The 20,584-nt window shown below is 69.5% G+C and carries 23 protein-coding genes and 1 tRNA gene; 13 read left to right on the top strand and 11 right to left on the bottom strand.

Annotated elements, in window-relative coordinates:
- Positions 1–204 precede the first annotated feature (204 nt).
- Positions 205–975 carry a site-specific integrase gene (locus WD250_03205; GenBank protein ID MEX2619206.1) on the top strand — a complete coding sequence of 257 codons (771 nt, stop codon included), beginning with the start codon at positions 205–207 and terminating at the stop codon, positions 973–975.
- A 50-nt stretch (positions 976–1,025) separates the two neighbouring features.
- Here the strand turns inward: WD250_03205 and WD250_03200 are convergent, their stop codons facing one another.
- Together WD250_03200 and WD250_03195 are read right to left on the bottom strand one after the other, a co-directional pair.
- Positions 1,026–1,487 (bottom strand): hypothetical protein, encoded by a 462-nt coding sequence (locus WD250_03200; protein MEX2619205.1) that lies wholly within the window; start codon positions 1,485–1,487, stop codon positions 1,026–1,028.
- Complete coding sequence (locus WD250_03195) at positions 1,488–2,135, bottom strand: DUF433 domain-containing protein (protein MEX2619204.1); 648 nt, start codon at positions 2,133–2,135, stop codon at positions 1,488–1,490.
- Between the two features lie 90 nt (positions 2,136–2,225).
- Here WD250_03195 and WD250_03190 point away from each other — a divergent pair, with 90 nt between their 5' ends.
- The 7 genes from WD250_03190 (at position 2,226) to WD250_03160 (ending at position 9,642) form a co-directional block, all read left to right on the top strand.
- Positions 2,226–5,042: a type I restriction-modification enzyme R subunit C-terminal domain-containing protein gene (locus WD250_03190; protein MEX2619203.1), complete on the top strand. Its 2,817-nt coding sequence runs from the start codon at positions 2,226–2,228 to the stop codon at positions 5,040–5,042.
- Positions 5,039–6,319 carry a restriction endonuclease subunit S gene (locus tag WD250_03185; GenBank protein MEX2619202.1) on the top strand — a complete coding sequence of 427 codons (1,281 nt, stop codon included), beginning with the start codon at positions 5,039–5,041 and terminating at the stop codon, positions 6,317–6,319. The genes WD250_03190 and WD250_03185 overlap by 4 nt, the downstream gene beginning before the upstream one ends.
- Positions 6,316–6,624, top strand: a complete 309-nt coding sequence (locus WD250_03180; GenBank protein ID MEX2619201.1) for a DUF4258 domain-containing protein — start codon at positions 6,316–6,318, stop codon at positions 6,622–6,624. Before WD250_03185 ends, WD250_03180 begins: the two co-directional genes overlap by 4 nt.
- The gene (locus tag WD250_03175; protein MEX2619200.1) at positions 6,624–6,866 is read left to right on the top strand and encodes a YgiT-type zinc finger protein; all 243 of its coding nucleotides are present in this window, start codon (positions 6,624–6,626) and stop codon (positions 6,864–6,866) included. Before WD250_03180 ends, WD250_03175 begins: the two co-directional genes overlap by 1 nt.
- 40 nt (positions 6,867–6,906) lie before the next feature.
- Positions 6,907–8,394: a class I SAM-dependent DNA methyltransferase gene (locus tag WD250_03170; GenBank protein MEX2619199.1), complete on the top strand. Its 1,488-nt coding sequence runs from the start codon at positions 6,907–6,909 to the stop codon at positions 8,392–8,394.
- Between the two features lie 110 nt (positions 8,395–8,504).
- Positions 8,505–8,780 (top strand): DUF3024 domain-containing protein, encoded by a 276-nt coding sequence (locus WD250_03165; protein ID MEX2619198.1) that lies wholly within the window; start codon positions 8,505–8,507, stop codon positions 8,778–8,780.
- A 271-nt stretch (positions 8,781–9,051) separates the two neighbouring features.
- Positions 9,052–9,642 (top strand): hypothetical protein, encoded by a 591-nt coding sequence (locus tag WD250_03160; GenBank protein MEX2619197.1) that lies wholly within the window; start codon positions 9,052–9,054, stop codon positions 9,640–9,642.
- 3 nt (positions 9,643–9,645) lie between these two features.
- On the opposite strand, the gene WD250_03155 is transcribed toward WD250_03160, so the two are convergent.
- The gene (locus WD250_03155) at positions 9,646–10,047 is read right to left on the bottom strand and encodes a hypothetical protein (protein MEX2619196.1); all 402 of its coding nucleotides are present in this window, start codon (positions 10,045–10,047) and stop codon (positions 9,646–9,648) included.
- Positions 10,048–10,625: 578 nt separating this feature from the next.
- Positions 10,626–10,699 (bottom strand) — tRNA-Gly (locus WD250_03150).
- A gap of 164 nt (positions 10,700–10,863) precedes the next feature.
- Between WD250_03150 and WD250_03145 the strand changes: the two genes are divergently transcribed.
- Positions 10,864–11,313 (top strand): RDD family protein, encoded by a 450-nt coding sequence (locus WD250_03145; GenBank protein ID MEX2619195.1) that lies wholly within the window; start codon positions 10,864–10,866, stop codon positions 11,311–11,313.
- A gap of 63 nt (positions 11,314–11,376) precedes the next feature.
- Here the strand turns inward: WD250_03145 and WD250_03140 are convergent, their stop codons facing one another.
- The 6 genes from WD250_03140 to WD250_03115 all read right to left on the bottom strand — a co-directional run bounded on the left by WD250_03140 (position 11,377) and on the right by WD250_03115 (position 16,105).
- Entirely contained in the window at positions 11,377–11,643 is a 267-nt protein-coding gene (locus tag WD250_03140; GenBank protein MEX2619194.1) for a GlsB/YeaQ/YmgE family stress response membrane protein, read from the bottom strand.
- A gap of 124 nt (positions 11,644–11,767) precedes the next feature.
- Complete coding sequence (locus WD250_03135) at positions 11,768–12,484, bottom strand: GAF and ANTAR domain-containing protein (protein MEX2619193.1); 717 nt, start codon at positions 12,482–12,484, stop codon at positions 11,768–11,770.
- Positions 12,485–12,521: 37 nt separating this feature from the next.
- Positions 12,522–13,379: an ABC transporter permease gene (locus WD250_03130; GenBank protein MEX2619192.1), complete on the bottom strand. Its 858-nt coding sequence runs from the start codon at positions 13,377–13,379 to the stop codon at positions 12,522–12,524.
- Positions 13,376–14,398: an ATP-binding cassette domain-containing protein gene (locus WD250_03125; protein ID MEX2619191.1), complete on the bottom strand. Its 1,023-nt coding sequence runs from the start codon at positions 14,396–14,398 to the stop codon at positions 13,376–13,378. The genes WD250_03130 and WD250_03125 overlap by 4 nt, the downstream gene beginning before the upstream one ends.
- A 2-nt stretch (positions 14,399–14,400) precedes the next feature.
- On the bottom strand, positions 14,401–15,012 hold the full coding sequence (locus WD250_03120) for a TetR/AcrR family transcriptional regulator (GenBank protein ID MEX2619190.1): 612 nt from the start codon (positions 15,010–15,012) through the stop codon (positions 14,401–14,403).
- 70 nt (positions 15,013–15,082) lie between these two features.
- The gene (locus WD250_03115) at positions 15,083–16,105 is read right to left on the bottom strand and encodes an LLM class flavin-dependent oxidoreductase (protein MEX2619189.1); all 1,023 of its coding nucleotides are present in this window, start codon (positions 16,103–16,105) and stop codon (positions 15,083–15,085) included.
- A gap of 211 nt (positions 16,106–16,316) precedes the next feature.
- On the opposite strand from WD250_03115, the gene WD250_03110 reads away from it, so the two are divergent.
- The 4 genes from WD250_03110 to WD250_03095 all read left to right on the top strand — a co-directional run bounded on the left by WD250_03110 (position 16,317) and on the right by WD250_03095 (position 20,003).
- The gene (locus WD250_03110; protein ID MEX2619188.1) at positions 16,317–17,006 is read left to right on the top strand and encodes an HAD family phosphatase; all 690 of its coding nucleotides are present in this window, start codon (positions 16,317–16,319) and stop codon (positions 17,004–17,006) included.
- Between the two features lie 40 nt (positions 17,007–17,046).
- The gene (locus tag WD250_03105; GenBank protein MEX2619187.1) at positions 17,047–17,730 is read left to right on the top strand and encodes an AfsA-related hotdog domain-containing protein; all 684 of its coding nucleotides are present in this window, start codon (positions 17,047–17,049) and stop codon (positions 17,728–17,730) included.
- A gap of 43 nt (positions 17,731–17,773) precedes the next feature.
- Positions 17,774–18,238, top strand: coding sequence for a ribose 5-phosphate isomerase B (rpiB, locus tag WD250_03100; protein MEX2619186.1), 465 nt, complete (start codon positions 17,774–17,776; stop codon positions 18,236–18,238).
- Positions 18,239–18,866: 628 nt separating this feature from the next.
- Positions 18,867–20,003, top strand: coding sequence for a multicopper oxidase domain-containing protein (locus tag WD250_03095; protein MEX2619185.1), 1,137 nt, complete (start codon positions 18,867–18,869; stop codon positions 20,001–20,003).
- A gap of 350 nt (positions 20,004–20,353) precedes the next feature.
- Here WD250_03095 and WD250_03090 read toward each other — a convergent pair.
- Positions 20,354–20,584, bottom strand: a 231-nt coding sequence (locus tag WD250_03090) for a hypothetical protein (GenBank protein ID MEX2619184.1), incomplete at its 5' end; no start/stop codon positions are given.

Below are 20,584 nucleotides of genomic sequence, written 5' to 3'. Positions count from 1 at the left end.
GCGGCACGGTCTACAAGCGCTGCACGAAGTGCGGCAACCGCGTCAAGGAGCGCACGTGCGGCAAGTGCGGTATCGCCGGCCGGTTCAAGTGGGCCTTCCGCGCATACGTCGGACTTCAACCGTCTGTACGCCGACCTGCTGCGCGACGGCCGTGTCCACCAGCCCGGCGGGCTGTCGCCCACCTCGGTGCGGCGCATCCACGCGATGATCCGCAAGGCGCTCAACGACGCGGTCCGCTGGGGGCTGCTCACCCGCAACGTCGCGCTGCTCGCCGACCCGCCACCCATGAGGGTCGTCAAGGCCGCCCGCCGGCGGGGCATGCAGACGTGGAGCCCCTCGGAGTTGCGGGAGTTCCTCGACAGCACCCGGGGGTACGAGCTGCACACCCTGTGGTGCGTCCTCGCGGCCACCGGGATGCGCCGCTCGGAGATCCTCGGCGTGCGCTGGAGCGAGGTGGACCTGGCGGCCGCCACCCTGACGGTCCGACAGACCATCGTGGCCACCGCCGAGGGCTTCCGGCCCCAGGACGAGCAGAAGTCGGAAGGCTCGGCGCGCACCATCCACCTCGACCGCCGCACCGTCGCCCAGCTGCGGGCGCACCGCGTCACGCAGAACGAGGCGAAGCTCGCGCTCGGGTCTGCATGGCAGGACCACAACCTCGTGTTCCCACGCGCGGACGGCAGCTGGTGGAACCCGCCGGCCATCTCCCTGGCCTTCCGCCGCGCCGTCCAGCGCGCCGGCGTGCGCCCCATCCGGCTGCAGGACGTCCGGCACACACACGCCTCGCTGCTGCTGGCCGCAGGCATCAACCCGAAGGTGGTCTCCGAGCGCCTTGGGCACAGCTCGGTCGCCTTCACGCTGGACACCTACGCGCACGTCATGCCGGGCATGCAGCCGGAGGCAGCCGAGCGCTTCATGGAGCTCGTCCACGGTCCGCCCGACGACGATGCGGGCAGCCGGGAGGCGACGCCCTGACGCCGCCTGAAGCACTCGCCTCGGGACCGGGAGGTCCGGAAGGTCGCTCCCTACCGGCCGAGATCCTTCAGCAGTTGCTCAGCGCTGGTCCCCTGCTGCTCGGCGACACCCTTGAGGAGTTCGAGTGCGCGCCGGGGCTGGATCCGGCTCGGCGAGGCGCGGAAGATCTGCCCACGGGGCACCTCGGTACGCAACAGCGGCACAAGATCCCGCAAGAGCACCCCGGTTGCGACGATCGCATCGTCTCCCGCCTTCTTCAGCGTCAGCAGGCTCATGCGCGTCCGCTCCAGGGCCACGAGCACCCTGGCGTCGTTCTCCATCTTCCAGTTGTTGGTCACGAGCACGGGATAGCCGTGCTGCCGCAGGGCGTAGAGCAGCTCATGGTCCTCGACGTCGCCCAGGCCGGGGCCGATCGACCGCACCCAGGCGAGCTCGACCTCGGGTAACCAGGGCCTCACACAGTCGAGGATCGGTTCGGGGAAGTTATGGTCGAGCGCGACAGGCCGGGGCATTCACGCGGCGAGCGAGCGCTCGAGCTCGACGGCCTCCGCGAGCGCTTCGGGTTCCTCGTGCGGGTACAGCGCAGCGATCTGTGCGACGGACAACCCCCTCGCGGCCAGGCCAGCGACCGTCCGGGTGGTCAGACGCGACCCGAGAAGGTGAGGCTCGCCGGCAACCTTGCCCGGCACGATCCGCAACCGAGGCCGGGGCACCCGCAAGTCCACCCCGCGGTCGAACGGAGCCAACAGGTCGAGTTGGTCATGCTCCAACACGACCTGGCCGCCAAGCGTGCTGAGTGGCCGCTCGTCCAGGAAGACCGTCCCGTCCCTGCCGACGAGAATCGTCGGGATCTCACGCCCGCTCTCATCGATGCTCCAGAGGCGCTCGCCCACGGTGTCCATGAGCCTTCGAACGTTACTCATGGTCGTGGCTGCGACGCCGAGGTCGTCCTTGGGCAGGCGCAGCCAGCGGACCAGGCGCAGAGTCAGAAGGTCCCGGTAGGACCACAGCTTTTCCCGGTGCGCCGAGATCGACGGGACGATCAGGTCGGTTCGCGCCCAGTAGTACAGCGTGCTGCGTGGCACCCCCGCGAGCGCAGCAGCACGTTCGGCCTCGTAGTGGCCGAGGTCGAGCTGGCTCACGGTGGCCGTCGTGGACATGGCACGAGTCTACGGCCGGTGTGTGATCCAGGGCGGCCTGGCCGCAGGGTCCGACCCGACCCCGGCCCGTTTCGTACCCTCCTTACCGTGATGGCGCCCCAGGACCACGACCGTTTGCTGCCCGAGCAGCGTGCGCGTGTCCGCATCGACGCGATGCTGGCCGCTGCGGGCTGGGTGGTCCAGGACTACAAGTCGGTCAACCTCTACGCCGGGACTGGGGTCGCGGTCCGAGAGCTGGTCACCGACGCCGGCCCCGCCGACTACGTGCTCTTCGTCAACCGCCAGGCAGTCGGGGTGATCGAGGCCAAGAGGCAGGGCACGACGCTCTCCGGCGTGGAGTGGCAGACCGTCAAGTACCAGGCCAACATCCCCGAGGCGCTGCCGGCGTACCTGATCGACGGCCGCCTGCCGTTCGGCTACGAGTCGACCGGCGCCGAGACGTGGTTCACCTGCCGGATGGACCCCGAGCCCACCGCCCGGCGGGTGTTCTGGTTCCACACCCCCGACGCGCTGGAGGACCAGGTCGCCGAGCACCACCACCACGGCGCCGGGACATTGCGCGCCCGCCTCCCGCGCATGCCCCTACTGGAGGACGCGCCTTCGTGGCTGCGCGACGCACAGGCGACGGCGATCCGCAATCTGGAACGCTCACTCAAGGACAACCACGCCCGCGCGCTGATCCAGATGGCGACCGGGTCGGGCAAGACGTTCGCGGCGGCGAACATCAGCGAGCGGCTCATCCGCCACGCCCACGCTAAGCGCATCCTGTTCCTGGTCGACCGGGGCAACCTCGGCGAGCAGACGCTGAAGGAGTTCCAGGGCTTCGAGGTGCCCGGGTCCGGCCGCAAGTTCACCGAGCTGTACAACGTCCAGCACCTCAGCCACAACCACGTCGACCCGGTCGCGAGCGTGTGCATCGGCACCATCCAGCGCGTGTACTCGATGCTGCGCGGGGATCCCGAGCTGGCAGAAGACGTCGACGAGACGTCCAGCTACGAGCTCGTCCCCGACCGGCCCGTCGAGGTCGACTACCAGCCCGCGCTGCCCGTCGACACGTCCGACGTGATCATCGTCGACGAATGCCACCGCTCGATCTACGGGGTGTGGCGCCAGGTGCTCGAGTACTTCGACGCGTTCCTCATCGGGCTCACCGCCACCCCGGGCAAGCAGACCTTTGGGTTCTTCAACAAGAACCTGGTTATGGAGTACGGGTTCCCCGAGGCCGTGGCCGACGGCGTCAACGTCGACTTCGACGTGTTCCGCCTGTCCACGGCCATCAGCGAGGGCGGCTCCACTATCGAGGCCGGCTACTGGACGACCTTCCGTGATCGCGAGACCCGCGACGAACGCCTCGAGCAGGTCGACGAGGACCTCAGCTACGACGAGAAGGCCCTGGACCGCAAGGTCGTGGCGAAGGACCAGATCCGCACCGTCATCCGAACGTTGCGGGACAACTTGTCGGCGATCTTCCCCGATCGCGAGGTCGATGAGCACGGCCGGCTGCGCCACATCCCCAAGACCCTGATCTTCGCCAAGGACGACAGCCACGCCGAGGACATCGTGCGCATCGCCCGTGAGGAACTCGGCAAGGGCAACGACGTGATCGCCAAGATCACCTACAAGGCCTCCGACGGCACCACGCCCAAGCAGTTGCTGCAGGACTTCCGCACCAGCTACTACCCGCGGATCGCGGTAACCGTCGACATGATTGCCACCGGCACCGACGTGAAGCCCATCGAGATGGTGGTCTTCATGCGCATGGTGCGGTCCCGGAACTTCTTCGAGCAGATGAAGGGCCGTGGCGTGCGCACCATCCCCGATAGTGACCTGCAGGTCGTCACCCCCGACGCCGCTCACAAGGACCGCTTCGTGCTCGTCGACGCTGTCGGGGTGACGGAGACGAAGCTCATCGAGACGACCCCGCTCGAACGTAAGCGCGGAGTCTCCCTGGACATGCTCCTTCACCAGGTCGCCCTCGGGCAGGTCAGCGAGGACCTTGTGTCTACCCTCGCCTCGCGCCTGGCCCGCATACACCATCGCATCGCTCCGGCGGACCGGGACAAGCTCGAAGTCACCGCCGGTCAGTCGCTCAAGTCGATCGAGCACGGCCTGATCGAGGCGATCGACCCCGACCGCCACCTCGCGGCCGCACAAACCGCAACCGGTACGTCGGAACCCGACGAGGCCACGCTGGCCACAGCCAAAGCCGCGATGCTCGACCAGGCGGTGCAACCGATCGCCGCCAACCCCGTGCTACGCGAGGAGTTGGTGAACGTGCAGCGCAGCTTCGAGCAGGTGGTCGACGAGATCAGCATCGACCACATCACCCGTGCCGAGTTCGCCGTCGACGCCCGCGCCCGCGCCGCAGAGACCGTGGAGTCGTTCAAGGCCTACCTCGACGAGCACAAGGACGAGATCACCGCCCTGCAGGTGCTCTACAGCCGCCCCTACGCCCAACGGCTGACCTACCGCGACGTCAAGGAGTTGGCCGAGGCCATCGGCCGACCCCCGCACCGCTGGACCCCCGAGCGGCTGTGGGAGGCCTACGAAACCCTCGACGCCTCCAAGGTCCGCGGCTCGGCCGGCACGGTGCTGACCAACATCGTCTCGCTCGTGCGCTACACCCTCGGCGACGCCGCCGAGCTTGCCCCGTTCCCCGAGCAGGTGGCCGAGCGCTTCGACGCCTGGCTCCTCCAGCAGCAGAACGCCGGCCGCACTTTCACCGACGAGCAGCTCGACTGGCTCCGCCTCATCCGGGACCACCTCGCCGCATCCCTATCGATCGAACCCCGCGAGCTGCTTGACCCGCCGTTCAGCCAGCGCGGCGGCCTCGGCCGCGCCCGCGAGCTCTTCGGCCAGGACCTCGACGCCCTGCTGACCGAGCTCACCGAGGCGATCGCCTCATGAGCGACCTACCGAGCGGCTGGGTGTGGACGACCATCGGTGAGATTGCCGATACGTCGCTCGGGAAGATGCTCGATAAGAAGCGGGCCACAGGCTTGCATCCGACGCCGTATCTCCGCAATTTCAACGTTCGTTGGGGCAGCTTCGACCTCAGCGACCTGGCTGAGATGGACATCCGTCCCGAAGAGCTGGATCGCGTCCTGGCCCAGCCAGGCGACGTCATCGCCTGCGAAGGAGGAGAACCGGGCCGGGCAGCCGTCTGGCGAGGGCCCGGAACGATCGCGCTGCAGAAGGCGCTGCACCGCATCAGGTTGGGCGGTGCTGTCCTGCCCGGCTACCTCGCACTACTCCTCCAGCACCTAGCTACATCTCGGAGACTGGATCCCCTGCTCACGGGGACGACCATCAAGCACCTACCTCAGGAGAAGCTGCGACGCGTCCCGGTGCCCCTTCCCCCCTTGGCAGAGCAAGAGCGGATCGTCGCCGCCCTGGAGAAATACCTCTCCGGCCTCGAAGCCGCCGAACGTCTCCTCAGCTCGATCGCAAAGCGGCTCATCCAGTTCTCTTTGGGGGCCAGTGCGGCGCCATCGAGCTGGCCAAGGGTGGCCATCGGCGAGGTCGCTGAGGTGTTCGTGGGGACGACTCCCAGCCGTGCCGAGTCCGATCTTTGGGGCGGGCCGGTTGCCTGGGTGTCTAGCGGCGAGGTTGCGTTCTGCCGCATCCGTCGCACAAGGGAAACAATCGCTCAGAACGCGGTGCGCCCTGATCGTGTCCATCCGCCCGGCACCGTGCTGCTAGCCATGATCGGTGAAGGCAAGACCCGCGGGCAAGCCGCAATCCTCAACATCCCCGCGGCCCATAATCAGAACTCGGCGGCGATTCGACCCAAGCACGAGATCATCTCCTCGGAATGGTTGTACCAGGCATTGAAGGACCAGTACGTCGCCAATCGCCGAGTTGGTTCTGGCAACAACCAGCCTGCGCTGAGCAAGGCCAGGGTCGCCGCACTGACCATTCCTCTACCCCCGCTGTCGGAACAGCAATGCATCCTCGCTGAGCGGGAGCAGATCGACGTTGTAGTCGACCGGCTCCGGGTGCAGGTCACCACCTCGCGCTTACGGGGGGCCTCCCTGCGTGGCGCGATTCTGGCGGCAGCCTTTACCGGCCAGCTCGTCCGGCAGGATTCTGATCATGAGCCAGCGTCAGTGCTGCTCGACCGCATCCGCGCGGAGGGGGCAGCGGCCCCGAAGAGGCGCGCCTGGAGGGCGGGGGTGTCGTGACCGGCTCTCCTCGGTCAAAGGTATGGCGGCATGCCCGGATCCTCACCGAGCACGTCTTCGACAAGCTGTGGCTGCTCGACATCACCCTCGCCGAGTTCCGTGCACTGCTCGACGAATCCGCCGAAGTGATCGAAGAGGTGGAGACCGACGAGGGGCACCTCAAGGAGCTGGTGCTCTACGTACACTGGTCACGTCCGCTGCACGTCGTGGTCGTCGTCGATGACGCCCATGCCGACGAGCGGCTGATCACCGTCTACGAGCCCTCCACGGAGCGGTGGTCCGACGACTTCAGGAGGAGACGCTGATGCGCTGCGAGACCTGTGACCAAGCCGAACGCGTCGAGGTTTGCCGAGCCAAGATGGTCGAGCGCGATGGGCGTGTTGCCGTGGTCACCGGGGTGCCCATGGAGGAGTGCCCGGCGTGCGGTCAGCGGTGGCTCACGCTGGAGGTGGCGCAGACACTCGACGTGATCCTTCGCCGCCTGGTTGCCAGCGGCGCCGAGACCGCCACGGCCCACTGGGATGACCTCGCGCCGACTGCCGCGTGACCCGTTCGATGCAGTGCCACATGGTGTGCGGAGCAGTGCGGTGAGCGACGCCAAGAGCATCGTCGCCAAGCTGTGGAACTACTGCAACATCCTGCGCGACGACGGCTTGTCGTACGGCGACTACGTAGAGCAGCTTACCTACCTGCTCTTCCTGAAGATGGCCGAGGAGCAACGCGAACTCGACGTCGAGCGGATCGTGCCCGAAGGATTTGACTGGCCGTCCCTGCTCGACCTCAAAGGCGAGGCCCTGGAGGCGCACTACATCGCCACCCTCAACCACCTCGGCGGCAACGGCGACCTCTTGGGGGTGGTGTTCCGCAAGGCGCAGAACCGGATCCAGGACCCTGCCAAGCTTGAGCGGCTGATCAAGGACCTGATCGGCGGGGAGTCGTGGATGACCCTCGGCGCGGACGTGAAGGGCGACGCGTACGAGGGGCTGCTGGAGAAGAACGCGGCCGACACCAAGTCGGGGGCCGGCCAGTACTTCACCCCGCGGGCACTGATCTCGGCGATGGTCGACGTGATGCAGCCAGGCCCGGACATGCGCATCTGCGACCCGGCGTGCGGTACCGGCGGGTTCTTCCTCGCCGCGTTCGACTACATCCTCCGCCAGCACCCCAACCTCGACCCCGACCAGAAGCGCCACGTCCGCTCGGGGCTGTTCACCGGATGGGAGATCGTCGACAACACCGCCCGGTTGTGCGCCATGAACCTGCTGCTGCACGGCATCGAGTCGCCGGACTCCGACAGCCCCATCCGCGTCGACGACGCGCTGCGCGCCGACCCCGGCGAGCGGTTCGACATGGTGCTCACCAACCCCCCGTTCGGGAAGAAGTCCTCGGTCCAGATCGTCAACGCCGAGGGCAAGGCCGAGCGGCAGTCCCTGACGGTCGTGCGCGACGACTTCTGGGCATCGACGTCAAACAAGCAGCTGAACTTCGTTCAGCACGTCAAGACCCTGCTGAAGGTGGGCGGCACCGCCGCCGTCGTCGTGCCCGACAACGTGCTGTTCGAGGGCGGGGCCGGCGAGACGATCCGCCGCCGGCTGCTGCACGAGTGCGACGTCCACACGCTGCTGCGGCTGCCGACCGCAATCTTCTACGCCCAAGGGGTGAAGGCCAACGTCCTGTTCTTCGCCCGCAAGCCCGGCTCCGACACGCCCTGGACAAATGAGCTCTGGATCTACGACCTGCGGACCAACCAGCACTTCACGCTCAAGACCAACCCGCTCAGCCGCGCCGACCTCGACGACTTCGTCACCTGCTACAGGCCGGGCCAGCGGGCGCAGCGGGAGGAGACCGAGCGGTTCCGCCGGTTCACCTACGACGAGCTCGTGGCCCGGGACAAGGCCAGCCTCGACATGTTCTGGCTGTGCGACGAGAGCCTCGAGGACACTGACAACCTCCCACCGCCCGGCGTCATCGCGGCAGAGATCGTCGAGGACCTCGAAGCCGCCCTCGCCGAGTTCAGCGAGCTGGCCGACTCGCTTCAAGGCATCGGCGTCGAGCTCGGGGAGACCGAGAGTTGATGACCGGTCATCCCAGGACGCCGGCCGCGGTGACGGCGTGATACTGCCCGAAACCGATCTCGCCCACATCCGGCGCTGGGTCGGCGCGCGGAACGACCGTATTCCCGTGCATGCCGCCCGATCAGATCCGCGACGAGATAGACACCGACTCTCGCTCGGTCACGCTCCTGGAGTGCCGCCCGCCGTGGCGTGAGGACTTCGGTCCCGAGTGGACTCGGTTTCCGGTGGCGAGGCTCCGCTACACGAAGGCACGCCAAGAGTGGACCTTGTACTGGCGTGACCGGAACCTCAAGTTCCACCGCTACGACATCGTGGACCCGAGCCCGGACGTCGAGTCCCTCCTGGCCGAGGTCGACCGAGACCCGGGGTGCATCTTCTGGGGCTGAGACCGACGCAGTGCGCGGCGCCGCGGAAGCAAGGCCTTCTCCGATGGTGGCTTCTGGTCGAGATGCGCGTCACAGCCGCTCTCAGAGATGATTCAGCCGAACCCACAGGTCGCGTTCCCGCGGAACGTCCGGGGGCAGCCCGTTACCAGGGGGCCGGCCGCAAGAAGGCCTGCGAAGTTGGTGATCGGCTTGAGGCGGCCGGCCAGCCCCATACGACTAAACGAGCGTTACCACTGTGCTCCACAGACAACGGGTGTCGTACTCTCACGCCATGTGGGGACCCGCGATCGACTTCGTCAGCTCGCTGATCGACTCTATCCCGGCTGGCCTCTGGCAAGTGATTGTTGTATGCATCCTGGCTTTCGCGGCCACACGCGCCGTACGCGCGTGGAAGAACCCTGACCTCATCAAGGCCGAAGCAGAGAAGCGAAGAATTGAGGCAGAGACGACCAACGTCACGCACGACGACGCGGGCGTTATCTACGACTGGATTGAGGAACTTGACGACCGCATCGAACGTCTCGAGTCGCAGCCAGCGGACATCGCTGCGCGACTTCGGTACCACGCCGACGACGAGGGCCGCCCCGTGTTCTCGGCCAAGCTGTGCCTCTCGTTGCGCAACCGTTCCAAGCATGCAACGGTTGACGAGCTCGACGTACGGGTTATCGAGCGCGATGGTCAGGCGTGCCGAGTCGTGCGCGTGACTTCAGCCCACTCGGTCACGCTTGAACCGGGTCAGTCGCGACTGTTGGATTGGCCAGACGCAGCGGGTGTGGCGGGAATGTACCTGCTGAAGTTGAACTGGAAGGAAGCCGGGACGCTCATGGATGAGGAAGTCCCTCTCTGGCACCCAAGCGCGTAACCGTCAGGCAGGTACGAGATCCACGCCAGTGGTCGCGAACGTCACGGTCGCGCCCTTTAAGCGCTCGACCAGTACGTCCCATTCATCTATCCCGTCATCTTCAGTCACCGCGACGTGAGGCTCCCCGAACCAGGAGGAGGTGTCCAGGCCGAGGCGATCGAAGGTTTCGGCCACCTTTTCGAAGCCGAACCTGTGCGCCGTGTTGTGGCTGACCGACGGGAATTCAACGATGACCTTCAGGAGTCGCTCGGGTGTACGGCCGAGGACGCGGACCTGGAGGAACTCTCCGGCAGCCTTGCCGCCAAGCAGTTGGTCGAGAACAGACCCGGCCAGCTGGTCGAACACGTCGTCGTCCACACCGCGCACGTTAATGTTCATCGTGAATCGGAACAGACGGGTGGTCATGTCCGTTCTGCTGTCGCTTGCCGGTACGGGCACAAGGCCTCCTCGGGTCCAGCGGGCCGTTCTCGCCACATGTGTCAGCGGCGACACGGGCGGTTGAGACGCCCGGGGGGCTATCGTAGCGGGCGCCGCCAAATCGACCACCCCCCAAATGAAGGAGATCCACAAGGCTCCAGCTGCGTGCGTCGCCACCCACATGGGCAGCGTGCCACACCGCAGGGCCGGTTCGTCGGAAGCCTCTCCCCACCCGGAGAGTGGCGTTGCCGGGGGGATTGCGGGGCCCTGATTCCAGGCGCTTCGCTCAAGAACCTCGGATCCCCAGATCTTGGGAAGGGCCACGGCGGGACCACTACTTCCGCTGCAGTACCTGACCGCAAGCAGCGTCTTCTCTCGGATGCCCGTGTCGCGGCAATGCATGCGGGGACCCGAGGGGTTCATGGAACTCGCGACCACTCCCCCGTGTCCGACCATGAGGAGAGCCGGAGATCCCGCCAAGAGCCGTATGGGATCAGTATGGGATCAGGGCCCCGGGCAGGAAGAAGGCCGGGGGGCGCAATACGCCTCTGACCTGGGCTTTTGTGTGGAGCGGGTGAGGGGAATCGAACCCCCATTGCGAGCTTGGGAAGCTCGTGTTCTGCCATTGAACTACACCCGCAGAGTCGTGTTGATGATAGGGCGTCCGCGTCGTCGCGTGCAACGGTGCCCCGGGCCGGTGGCCACAGGGGGGCCAGCTGGTCGAGGCGACCGATACCGATGAGGACGCGTGCATGCACCGCTCCCATGGGCGAGACTGCCAGACGCGCGAGCAGGAGAGCCACCATGGTCGGCGAGTCGCCCCGTGACACCCGCCCCGACGGCGTCGCACAGCCCGGCGGGCTCGCGCCGCGTATCGGCGCCCGGCTGATCGACGGCGTGCTCCTTGGGGCGGTCGGCAGCGCCGTCGGCGTGCTGGCGGACTTCTCGTTCCTCTGGCTGGGCCTGCAAGCCCTCCTCGTCTTCGCCTACTTCGTGGTGCTCGACGTCACCGTCGGCACCACGCTCGGCAAACGACTGCTGGGGCTGCGGGTCACCGGCCCCGGCGGTGGCACCCCCACGGTGGGGCAGGCCGCGGCCCGGGAGGCGTTCACGCTCCTGGGTGCGGTGCCCTACGCGGGCCCGGTCCTCGCGCTCGTGGCCTGCATCGCCATCCTCGTGACCATCAGATCGAGCCCCACCGGGCAGGGTGTGCACGACACGGTCGCGCGCGGCACGGCGGTCGTCACGGCCTGACTCCCACCATGCCGCACCCGATGGGGCAGACGCCGCTGACGGTCGGCAGCCCGGGCGGTCAGCTCATGCGGTACGCCGTCCGGTCACGAGCCGGTAGAGCGCGAGCAGCACGACGGACCCGAGGATGGCGGCCACCCAGGTGCTGATGCTCCAGAACTGGTCGACCGGGTTGACGTCGAGCAGCAGGCCCGCGAGGAACCCACCGAGCATGGCGCCCACCACCCCGAGCAGCATGGTGACGATGATGCCGCCGGGGTCGTCACCCGGCATCAGCGCCTTGGCGATGGCGCCGGCGAGCAGTCCGAGGATCAGAAACGCGATGATGCCCATGGTGAGGCCTCCTGAGGTTGGCGGCGGGGGTGTCCTGCGGCGCCATGGTGCCCAGTTCGCCCCGTGGCGAATCGTCACCAGGAGGCGCGGGCACGACCCCCCATCCGGCGCGCCCCCGGCCCGGCTACAGCTTGACCGGCTCGCCGCCCTCGATGATCTCCTGGCAGACCACGCTCATCTTGCGGTTGCTCGAGCGGGCCACGGAGCGGATCGCCTCGAACGCCTGGATCGGCGTCACGCGGTAGCGCTCGGCGATGGCGCCCTTGGCCTGCTCGATGATCACGCGGGTGTCCAGCGCCCCCTGCAGCTGGACGGAGCGCTCCTCGGCGTCGGCGACCCGGCGCGCCTGCAGGATGCCGATCGCCGCGACGTCGGCGAAGGCCTGCGCCAGCCGGACGTCCTCGTCGTCGAACACCCCGGTCTGCTCGCGGTAGAGGTTGAGCGCGCCGATGCGGTCGCCGCGCAGGCGCACCGGCAGGGCGTAGACCGACAGCAACCCCATCTCCAGTGCCTTGGGCGTGATCGTCGGCCACCGGTCGATCGTCTCCCGCAGGTCGCCGCACACGACCTGCTCCCCCGTCTTGTAGGCCTCCAGGCACGGGCCCTCGCTGGCGTCGATCTCGAGCCGCTCCAGCTCGTTCATGGTCGCCGAGGTCGCGGCGGCCAGCTGCAGGACTCCGCGCGCACCCTCGACCAGCACGCCGCCGGTGCCCACGTCGAGGATCGCCCCGCACCGATCCACGAGCATCTGCAGGAAGTCGCCGATGTCGTAGTCGCTGGCCAACGTGTCCGCCAGCTCCACGAATGTGTCCCGGACCAGCTGTTCGCGGCGCGCACCCATGGACCGACTCTCGCAGGTCTGGCAAGCGGCCGTGTGCTCAGGCCACCGCCCGCCGGTAGACGCGCACCGACAGCGTCGCGAAGACCAGGGTGATCCCCGCGATCCAGGCGAAGGCGACCAGCAGCTGCATCGTCAGGGTCTGGCCGGGCAGCAGCGTGCCCTCGCCGAGCATCAGCGCACGGGCGGCGTTGGTGACCACGGTGACGGGCTGGTGGTCGGCGAACACCCGCAGCCAGGCCGGCATCGTCTCGGTGGGCAGGAACACCGACGAGGCGAACACGAAGGGGAACGTCGGCAGGAACGCCGCTGACTGGGCGGCCTCGGGGTTGCGCACCAGCAGGCCGATCGTGGCCATGACCCACGACATCGCGAAGGCGAACAGCAAGGTGATCCCCGCCCCCGCCAGGAAGCCGAGGAACGAGGTCTGGTAGCGGAAGCCGATGATGAAGCCGACGACGAGCATGAGGCCGAGCACGGCGCCGTTGCGGACGAGGTCGGCCAGGGTGCGCCCGGTCAGCACGGCCGAGCGGGCCATGGGCAGGGACCGGAAGCGGTCGATGACTCCCTTGGAGAGGTCCTCGGTGAGGCCGAGGGCGGTCTGGCTGGCGCCGAACATCGAGATCTGGACCAGCAGACCGGGGATGAGCCAGTTGATGTAGGCCCCGCCGGCCTCGGGCGGGATGGTCCGCCCGATCGCCCCGCCGAACACGTAGTTGAACAGCAGCAGGAACATGATCGGCTGCACGGTGGCGAACACCAGCAGCTGGGGCACGCGCACCACGCGCACGAGGTTGCGCCGGACGAGCACCAGGGTGTCGGACACCGCGTCGGTGACGGACACCCGGCTGCGGGCGGGCTCGGCCACGAGCGGGCCGGGTTCGGAGAGCGCGGTCATCGGGTCTCGATCTCCTCGCGGGCTGGGTCGGCGCCGGGACCGCCGGCGGCCTCGTCGGCGGCGACGGGATCACCGGTCAGGGCCAGGAACACGTCGTCGAGGGTCGGCTTGTGCAGGGCGATGTCGGACGGTTCCACGCCCGCGTGGTCCAAGGCGCGCATCGCGGCCATGAGGGTGTGCGAGCCGTCCCGGGCCGGCACGCGGATGCGGGCCCTGGCCGGGTCGTAGACCGGGTCGTCCCCGCTCAGGGTCGCGAGCGCGCGCATGGCCGTCGCGCGGTCGTCGGCGGCGGTCTCCAGCTCCAGGACGGCGCCGCCGAGGGTGTCCTTCAGCTCCTCGGCGGTGCCCTGGGTGATGATCCGCCCGTGGTGGATGACGGCGATGCGCTTGGCCAGGCGGTCGGCCTCCTCCATGTACTGGGTGGTCAGCAGCACGGTCGTGCCGGTCGCGACCAGGTCCTCGACGAGCTCCCAGAGCTCCTTGCGGTTGCGCGGGTCGATGCCGGTGGTGGGCTCGTCGAGGAACATCACCTGGGGCCGGCCGACCAGCGACGCGGCGAGGTCCAGGCGGCGGCGCATCCCCCCCGAGTACGTGCCGACCTGGCGCGTGGCGGCGTCGGCCAGGCCGATGCGCTCGAGCACCTCGGCGGTCCGCCGGCGCGCCTCGGCCCGTCCCAGCCCGTAGAGGCGCCCGACCATCTCGACGTTCTCCCGGCCGGTCTGGTACTCGTCCACGGCGGCGAACTGCCCAGCCAGGCCGATGCGGGCGCGGGCCGCGGTCGGGTCGGTGAGGATGTCGATGCCGGCGACCTCCAGATGGCCGGAGTCGGGCTTGAGCAGGGTGGCGAGGACCCGGATCAAGGTCGTCTTGCCGGCGCCGTTCGGGCCGAGGAGCCCGAAGACGATGCCGGGTTCGAACGCAAGGCTGACGCCGTCCAGGGCCCGCACGTCGCCGAAGGTGTGGACGACGTCGGTGACCCGGACGACCGGGTCGGGCGGTTCGTGGGTGCCGGTGGGCATGGTCACTCCTGGTTGGATGTCTGGGATGGTCGCAGGCCGTGCACGAGCCCCCGGACGAGGTCGGTCGCGGCGGTGTCGTCGTCCAGCGGCAGCAGGTCCGGGTCGAACACGAGCCCGAGCAGGGCCTGTTGGAGACACCCGCCGACCAGGCACTGCGCCGCGCCCTCGACCGCGGCGTCCGGGCGCACCCGCCCGAGCGCCTGCTCACGGCGAAGGTAGTCGGACACCGCCGACAGCACCCACCGGGGCCCGTGGCCCTGCGCGTCCAGTGCCCGGGCCCGCCCGCGCATGCCGGCCGGGTCGGTGACCATCGCGCCGAGCAGCGGCAGGAGCCCGTGGAAGAAGGCGATCGCCGAGTGGGCGAGCTCGGTGAGGTTGGTCTCGACGTCGCCGCGGCCGGCCCGCTCCGCCAGCGCGTTCGCGTGCGCGGGGAAGGCGCAGAAGCGGTCACCGACGGCCGCCGCGATCAGCGCGTCCTTGCTGGCGAAATGGTTGTAGATCGACCCTTCCGAGCAGCCCGCGACCTGGGCGATCTCCCGGGTGGTGCACCCGACGGCTCCCCGCTCGCGCAGGACCTGCTGCGCGGCGCTGAGGATCGCTGCTGCCTCGACCATGGCCACCCCCCCCTTACGCCTTGAGTGAGCGCTCACTCAAATCTAGGGCGTCAGCAGGCGACGGGCAACCTCAGGCTTGTTGGAGGTGGGGCATCCAGGCACCGGCGAGCAGCTCCAGCGAAGCCAGCCGCTCCTCCAGCCCGTAGGTCGTGGTGGTGATCATGAGCTCGTCGGCGGCGGTGTCGGCGCCCAGCCGGCCGAGTGCCTGCAGCGCCGTGTCGAGGGGACCGACGATGTAGGAGGTCGGCAGCGAGGCCGCCAGGTCTCGCTGCGGGTCGGCGGCCGCCGCCGCCTGGGTGGGCAGCGGACGCAGCTGGCCGGAGCGCAGGCTGAGCAGGAGCATGCGGGCCGGTCCGGCATGCCAGTCGGCCTCCTCCTGGGTGTCAGCCACCACGACACCGGCGGTGATGATCAGGTGCGGTCGGGCGAGCGCCGGGGAGGGTCGGAAGCTGCTGCGGTACAGCCGCGCGGCGGGGACGGTGTTGTCGCCCGAGAAGTGGTGCGCGAAGGCGAAGGGCAGACCGAGCATGCCGGCGAGCTGCGCGCTGAAACCGCTGGAACCGAGCAGGGCGACCTGCGGCCACGTCTCCGCGGCGGGGGTCGGCGCGAACCGGGCGCCCACCGACGGGGGGGCGGCCGGGTGCCCGAGCAGCGCCATCACCTCGGCGAGGTGGGTGGGGAAGTCCTCCGCACCCAGCGCATCGGGCGCCCGCCGCAACGCGACCGCGGTGGCGGGGTCGGTCCCCGGGGCCCGCCCGATCCCGAGGTCGATGCGGCCGGGATGGAGCGCCTCGAGCATCGCGAACTGCTCGGCGACCACCAGGGGCGCGTGGTTGGGGAGCATCACCCCGCCCGAGCCCACCCGGATCGACGTGGTCCGCGCAGCGAGGTGGGCCATCAGCACCGGGGGGCTGGTGCTGGCTACGGCCGGCATGTTGTGGTGCTCGGCCACCCAGAAGCGTGTGTAGCCGAGCCGCTCGGCGGTCCGGGCGACCTCGGTGGTCGCCTCCAGGGCGGCACGGCTGCTCTGACCCTCACCGACGAGGGCGAGGTCGAGCACGGACAGCGGGATGGTGGGGTTCGGCGCAGACATCCTCCCGCACAACGACGCCGCCGTCGGTCCTATTCCCCGCGCCGGCAACCGACCCCGGTGCACGAGCTGCCTGATGGCGTCACGATCGGTGGCCCGCCCCGCGCGCAGGATCTCAGGACGGATTTCACCGCCCCTTCGGGCCCGCACGGATGCGCTACGCTACGTACGCTCGGTGGGCGGGGGCTGCCGTCCGAGCGACGGGAGCGTGAAGGTGGACGACGCAGGAGCGGCGACGACGGCCCGTGGGGACGCGCCCGGCGGGGCGGTGCCCTCCCCCGGTCGGGTGCGGGCGGTGATCTTCGATCACGGTGGGGTCGTGACCCTGCCGTCCGAGCCGGTGCTCGCGACGTTCCCCGAGCGCTTCGGCATGAGCCTCGGCGAGTTCCGCGCGGCCGTCGGCCCCCCCGGCGCGCGGCTGGGGCGCAACCCGATGGTGGAGATCGAGATCGGGCGCATCAGCCAGGACGAGTTCCGCCGGCAGGTCGAGCCCGACCTGCCGCCGGGCGCGCACCTCGACGGCTTCGAGGCGGGCTTCCACGAGCACCAGGAGCCGAACCGGCCGGTGCTCGCGCTGGCGACCACGCTGCGACGCAAGGGCTACCGGACAGCGGTGGTGGCCAACAGCGCCCTGGAGTGGGGTCCGCTGTGGCGTGGGCGGATCCCCGACATCGACGCGGCGTTCGACCTGGCGCTCTCCTCCGCCGACGTGGCGTCGCGCAAGCCCGACCCGCGCATCTACGAGGTGCTGACCGAGCGGCTCGCGACCCCGGCGGATGGGTGCCTGGTCATCGACGACAAGGACGAGAACTGCGCCACGGCCCGCGAGCTCGGGATGCAGACGGTGCTGTTCGGCGACACCGAGCAAGCGCTGCGCGACATCCATGCGGTGCTCACCGGGTGACGCAGGGACCGGCACCGCACCAACGGCGGAAAGGATACGCATGACGACCCAACGATCACAGGAGGACATCGTCCGCGAGGTCCTGGCCAGGCCCGCCCAGGCCAAGCGCCGGCTCGACGAGCGCCTGCGTGCGTTCTCGCACCTGCCCTTCCTCACCGACGGACTGCGCAAGAGCCACATCCAGCTCGTGCCCGAGGACCCCCAGCCGCCACCCGTGGACGGCAAGCTGATCCGCAAGGCGAAGCCCGGCAACGTCATGCTGTCGGAGCCCTACCGGGAGGGCCACGTCGTCTACTTCAACATCTTCCAGGAGACCGACGAGATCAACATCGACCACCCGTCGGACCACTTCGTGGGTCTGCCGATCCTGGAGGCGGTGCGACAGGTGGGCATGGCCATCTCCCACGCCGTCGGCGACATCCCCCTCGACACCCGGATGTCGTTGCAGGACTTCAGCCTGTCCTTCACGCAGTACATCGAGCACGAGTACCCGATCGTGGTCCGGGGGGTGACCACCCTGTCGTACGACCGTGATCTCAGCGGAGACGTCACCGTGTTCTCCGACGTCCGCCAGAACGGCGAGACGTGCCTGGCAGCCACCTCCTCGGGGCGGCTGTACGACACGGAGAAGGGCTACAAGAAGACACGCGGCAAGACGCTCGACCTGCACCGGCGGCAAGCGGAGCACTTCGCCGCGCAGGTCGGCCGGGGCACGAGCGGATAGGCGCCGGCGGGCGCACGAACCCACGAGCAGCGGGAGGGCAACGATGAAGATCGCCATGGGATGCGACCACCACGGGCTGCAGATGAAGGAGCAGCTGAAGCAGCACCTCGTCGACCTCGGTCACGAGATCACCGACCACGGGTGCCACACCACCGAGGAGGTGGACTACCCCGATGTGGCGGTAACCGTCGCGCAGGACGTCGCCGCGGGGCAGGCCGAGCGCGCCGTCCTGGTCTGCGGCACCGGGATCGGGATGGCCATCGCTGCCTGCAAGGTCCCCGGGGTGCGCGCCGCCTCGGTCGCCGACCCCTACTCGGCCGAGCGGGCGCAGAAGTCCAACAACGCCCAGGTGCTGTGCCTTGGGGCCAAGGTCGTCGGGCCGGAGGTGGCGACCCTGCTGGTCGACCACTGGATCACCTCGGAGTTCCAGGGCGGCGGGTCGGCGCGCAAGGTCGCCAAGATCGACGCCCTGGACGTCCAACCAGGGGCCATCGCCGAACCCGCCTGATCGGGCGAGATCGCGGCTGGCGGACGCGGGTGACCAGCGCGACACCCGCTCCTGTAGCGCTCAGTCCGTTCTGGGCAAGCACGGCATCGAGCCCTGCGACCAAAGGTCCCGCGGCTGCGGGCCGGGTGGCCCTCGTCGGGGCGGAGACCCGGCGTCATGGTGGGTTCCTGGCATCGCCACGGGTCCACCGCACGCCAACGAGCTGAGAGGAGCCACGCCATGGCCGCCATCGGTAGCGCCGCCCCGAAGAGCCCGGTGAACGAGGTCTGGGCCAGGCGACTGGCGCTCGGGCTGCCGGCCCTCGTGCTGGCGCTCGTGCTCGTGGTCGCGAACCAGATCGGCGGCATCCTCATCGCCCAGGACCTGCGCGCGGACTACGCCGCGTTGGTGGACGAGGCCGCCGCACCATCCTCCGGCCCGGGGGGCCCCCCCCCGGGCCCCCCCCCCGCCCCCCCCCCCCCCCGCGGGCGCCCCCGCGCCGGACACGGCCCCCGACGAGCGTCCCGCCGTCGACGTCGCCCTGACCCTGACGGAGTTCGGCATCGACGCCGACGTCGAGGAGATCCCCGCGTGGGCGACCGTCACGTTCGCCGTCGACAACGACGGGGACATCCCCCACGACGCCGCGGTGGGCGACATCGGCACCGAGATGATCGAGGGCGGCGGGTCGGACTCCTTCACGGTGGATGCGCCGGGATCGGGGAGCTTGCGGATCATCTGCACCGTGCCCGGCCACGAGGCCGCCGGCATGGTTCTCGACCTGCCCGTCGCCGGGGACGAGGCGGGGGACGAGGCCCCCGACGCCGGCCACGGCGGGGCGCCCTCCGGGGCGCCGGCCGCCTCGGCCGACAACGCCGACGCCTACACAGGTGACAAGCCCCCGCTGGCGCTGCGCGACCCGTCAGCCGCCCCGGCGCCGGACGCGCAGGTGCACGACATCACCTGGACCATCGAGGAGAAGGTCGTGCAGGTCGCCGAGGGGATCTGGCAGGAGGTGTGGACCTTCGAGGGCCAGGCCCCGGGTCCGACCCTGCGCGTCAAGGTCGGCGACACCGTGAACCTGACCCTGCGCAACCCCGACGACGCCAAGGTCGGGCACTCGATCGACTTCCACGCCAGCCACGTCGCCTGGAACGACGAGATGCGCACCATCGACCCCGGCGAGGAGCTGCTCTACTCGTTCACCGCGCGCCACGCCGGCGTGTTCATGTACCACTGCGGGACCGCACCGACGCTGCACCACATCGGCAACGCGATGCACGGGATGATCATCGTCGAGCCCGACGACGGCCTGGACGACGTCGACCACGAGTTCTTCCTCGTCCAGCACGAGTACTACCTCGGCCCGCAAGGCGAGGCCGGTGACCTGACGAAGATGGCCCGCACCGCCGCCGAGCCCGACCTGGTCGTGTTCAACGGCGTGGCCAACCAGTACCTCGACAACCCCATCGAGGTCGGGGTCGACGAGCGCATCCGGGTCTGGATCGTGAACAACGGCCCGTCCGTGGACAGCTCGTTCCACGTCGTCGGGACGATCTTCGACACGGTCGTCAAGGAAGGGGTCGCCCTCACCCGGGACAACCCCGGACGGTGGGGCGCGCAGGCCGTGGACCTCGCGCCGGCCCAGGGGGCCTACGTGGAGTTCGAGCTCGCCGAGGACGGCCTCTACCCCTTCGTCACGCACGCCTTCAACCACGTCGGCGCCGGCGCTCTCGGCCTGTTCCAGGCCGGCGACGGCGGCCCCGCGGCCGAGGGCGGGCACTGAGCCACCCCGGCACGGCCGGCTGTCGGGCCGCTAGCCGCGACGCGGAGCGCACCACCTGGACCGACGCCGGTGCGGGCACCTGCGCCGGGTCGACCGCGAATCCGGTCGTCACGACCCCCGGACGGGCAGCGAGCCCAGCGCCGCAACGATCCGTCGCAAGGCGGCGACCTGGCCCTGGAAGCCGGAGCAGAGCGAGACGAGCACGATCGGCGCGTCACCCGGCGTCGGTTGCCACGAGCCGTCCACCCACGCGGGGTCGGCCAGCTGCGGGCCGACGGAGCGGACGTTGCCGGGGTCGGCGCAGCAGGTCGGCCCACCGGGCGCCGGGGGTCCGTGCGGACGCCGGCGGGTCAGACGGCGTTCGGCCCCTGCCCGGGGCCACGAGCCATCAGCATCTCCACGATCTCGCCGGCCGCGCGGCCCGCCATCTGCCCGAGGGCCTCGCGCACTCGCCCCACGTCGGCGCGGACCGCGTCGGTCAGCGCGCGCTCCTCCAGCTCGCGCAGGAGGGCCCCGGCGTCCTCGACGGCGTCGCGTTCGAGGGTGGCCGCCTCGTCGCCGAGGAGCGCGCCGGGGGGGGG

The organism is Egibacteraceae bacterium, from assembly GCA_040905805.1.
Classification (GTDB): domain Bacteria; phylum Actinomycetota; class Nitriliruptoria; order Euzebyales; family Egibacteraceae; genus DATLGH01.
The sequence above is the reverse complement of the archived record's forward strand: the minus strand, read 5'-3'. Positions and strand labels throughout refer to the sequence as shown.

Excerpts from the sequence above, each read along its gene's own strand:
- WD250_03205 (MEX2619206.1), top strand. The coding sequence starts at position 205 with ATGATCCGCAAGGCGCTCAACGACGCGGTCCGCTGGGGGCTGCTCACC.
- WD250_03200 (MEX2619205.1), bottom strand. The coding sequence starts at position 1,487 with ATGCCCCGGCCTGTCGCGCTCGACCATAACTTCCCCGAACCGATCCTC.
- WD250_03195 (MEX2619204.1), bottom strand. The coding sequence starts at position 2,135 with ATGTCCACGACGGCCACCGTGAGCCAGCTCGACCTCGGCCACTACGAG.
- WD250_03190 (MEX2619203.1), top strand. The coding sequence starts at position 2,226 with ATGGCGCCCCAGGACCACGACCGTTTGCTGCCCGAGCAGCGTGCGCGT.
- WD250_03185 (MEX2619202.1), top strand. The coding sequence starts at position 5,039 with ATGAGCGACCTACCGAGCGGCTGGGTGTGGACGACCATCGGTGAGATT.
- WD250_03175 (MEX2619200.1), top strand. The coding sequence starts at position 6,624 with ATGCGCTGCGAGACCTGTGACCAAGCCGAACGCGTCGAGGTTTGCCGA.
- WD250_03165 (MEX2619198.1), top strand. The coding sequence starts at position 8,505 with ATGCCGCCCGATCAGATCCGCGACGAGATAGACACCGACTCTCGCTCG.
- WD250_03160 (MEX2619197.1), top strand. The coding sequence starts at position 9,052 with ATGTGGGGACCCGCGATCGACTTCGTCAGCTCGCTGATCGACTCTATC.
- WD250_03155 (MEX2619196.1), bottom strand. The coding sequence starts at position 10,047 with ATGACCACCCGTCTGTTCCGATTCACGATGAACATTAACGTGCGCGGT.
- WD250_03145 (MEX2619195.1), top strand. The coding sequence starts at position 10,864 with ATGGTCGGCGAGTCGCCCCGTGACACCCGCCCCGACGGCGTCGCACAG.
- WD250_03140 (MEX2619194.1), bottom strand. The coding sequence starts at position 11,643 with ATGGGCATCATCGCGTTTCTGATCCTCGGACTGCTCGCCGGCGCCATC.
- WD250_03135 (MEX2619193.1), bottom strand. The coding sequence starts at position 12,484 with ATGGGTGCGCGCCGCGAACAGCTGGTCCGGGACACATTCGTGGAGCTG.
- WD250_03130 (MEX2619192.1), bottom strand. The coding sequence starts at position 13,379 with ATGACCGCGCTCTCCGAACCCGGCCCGCTCGTGGCCGAGCCCGCCCGC.
- WD250_03125 (MEX2619191.1), bottom strand. The coding sequence starts at position 14,398 with ATGCCCACCGGCACCCACGAACCGCCCGACCCGGTCGTCCGGGTCACC.
- WD250_03120 (MEX2619190.1), bottom strand. The coding sequence starts at position 15,012 with ATGGTCGAGGCAGCAGCGATCCTCAGCGCCGCGCAGCAGGTCCTGCGC.
- WD250_03115 (MEX2619189.1), bottom strand. The coding sequence starts at position 16,105 with ATGTCTGCGCCGAACCCCACCATCCCGCTGTCCGTGCTCGACCTCGCC.
- WD250_03105 (MEX2619187.1), top strand. The coding sequence starts at position 17,047 with ATGACGACCCAACGATCACAGGAGGACATCGTCCGCGAGGTCCTGGCC.
- rpiB (MEX2619186.1), top strand. The coding sequence starts at position 17,774 with ATGAAGATCGCCATGGGATGCGACCACCACGGGCTGCAGATGAAGGAG.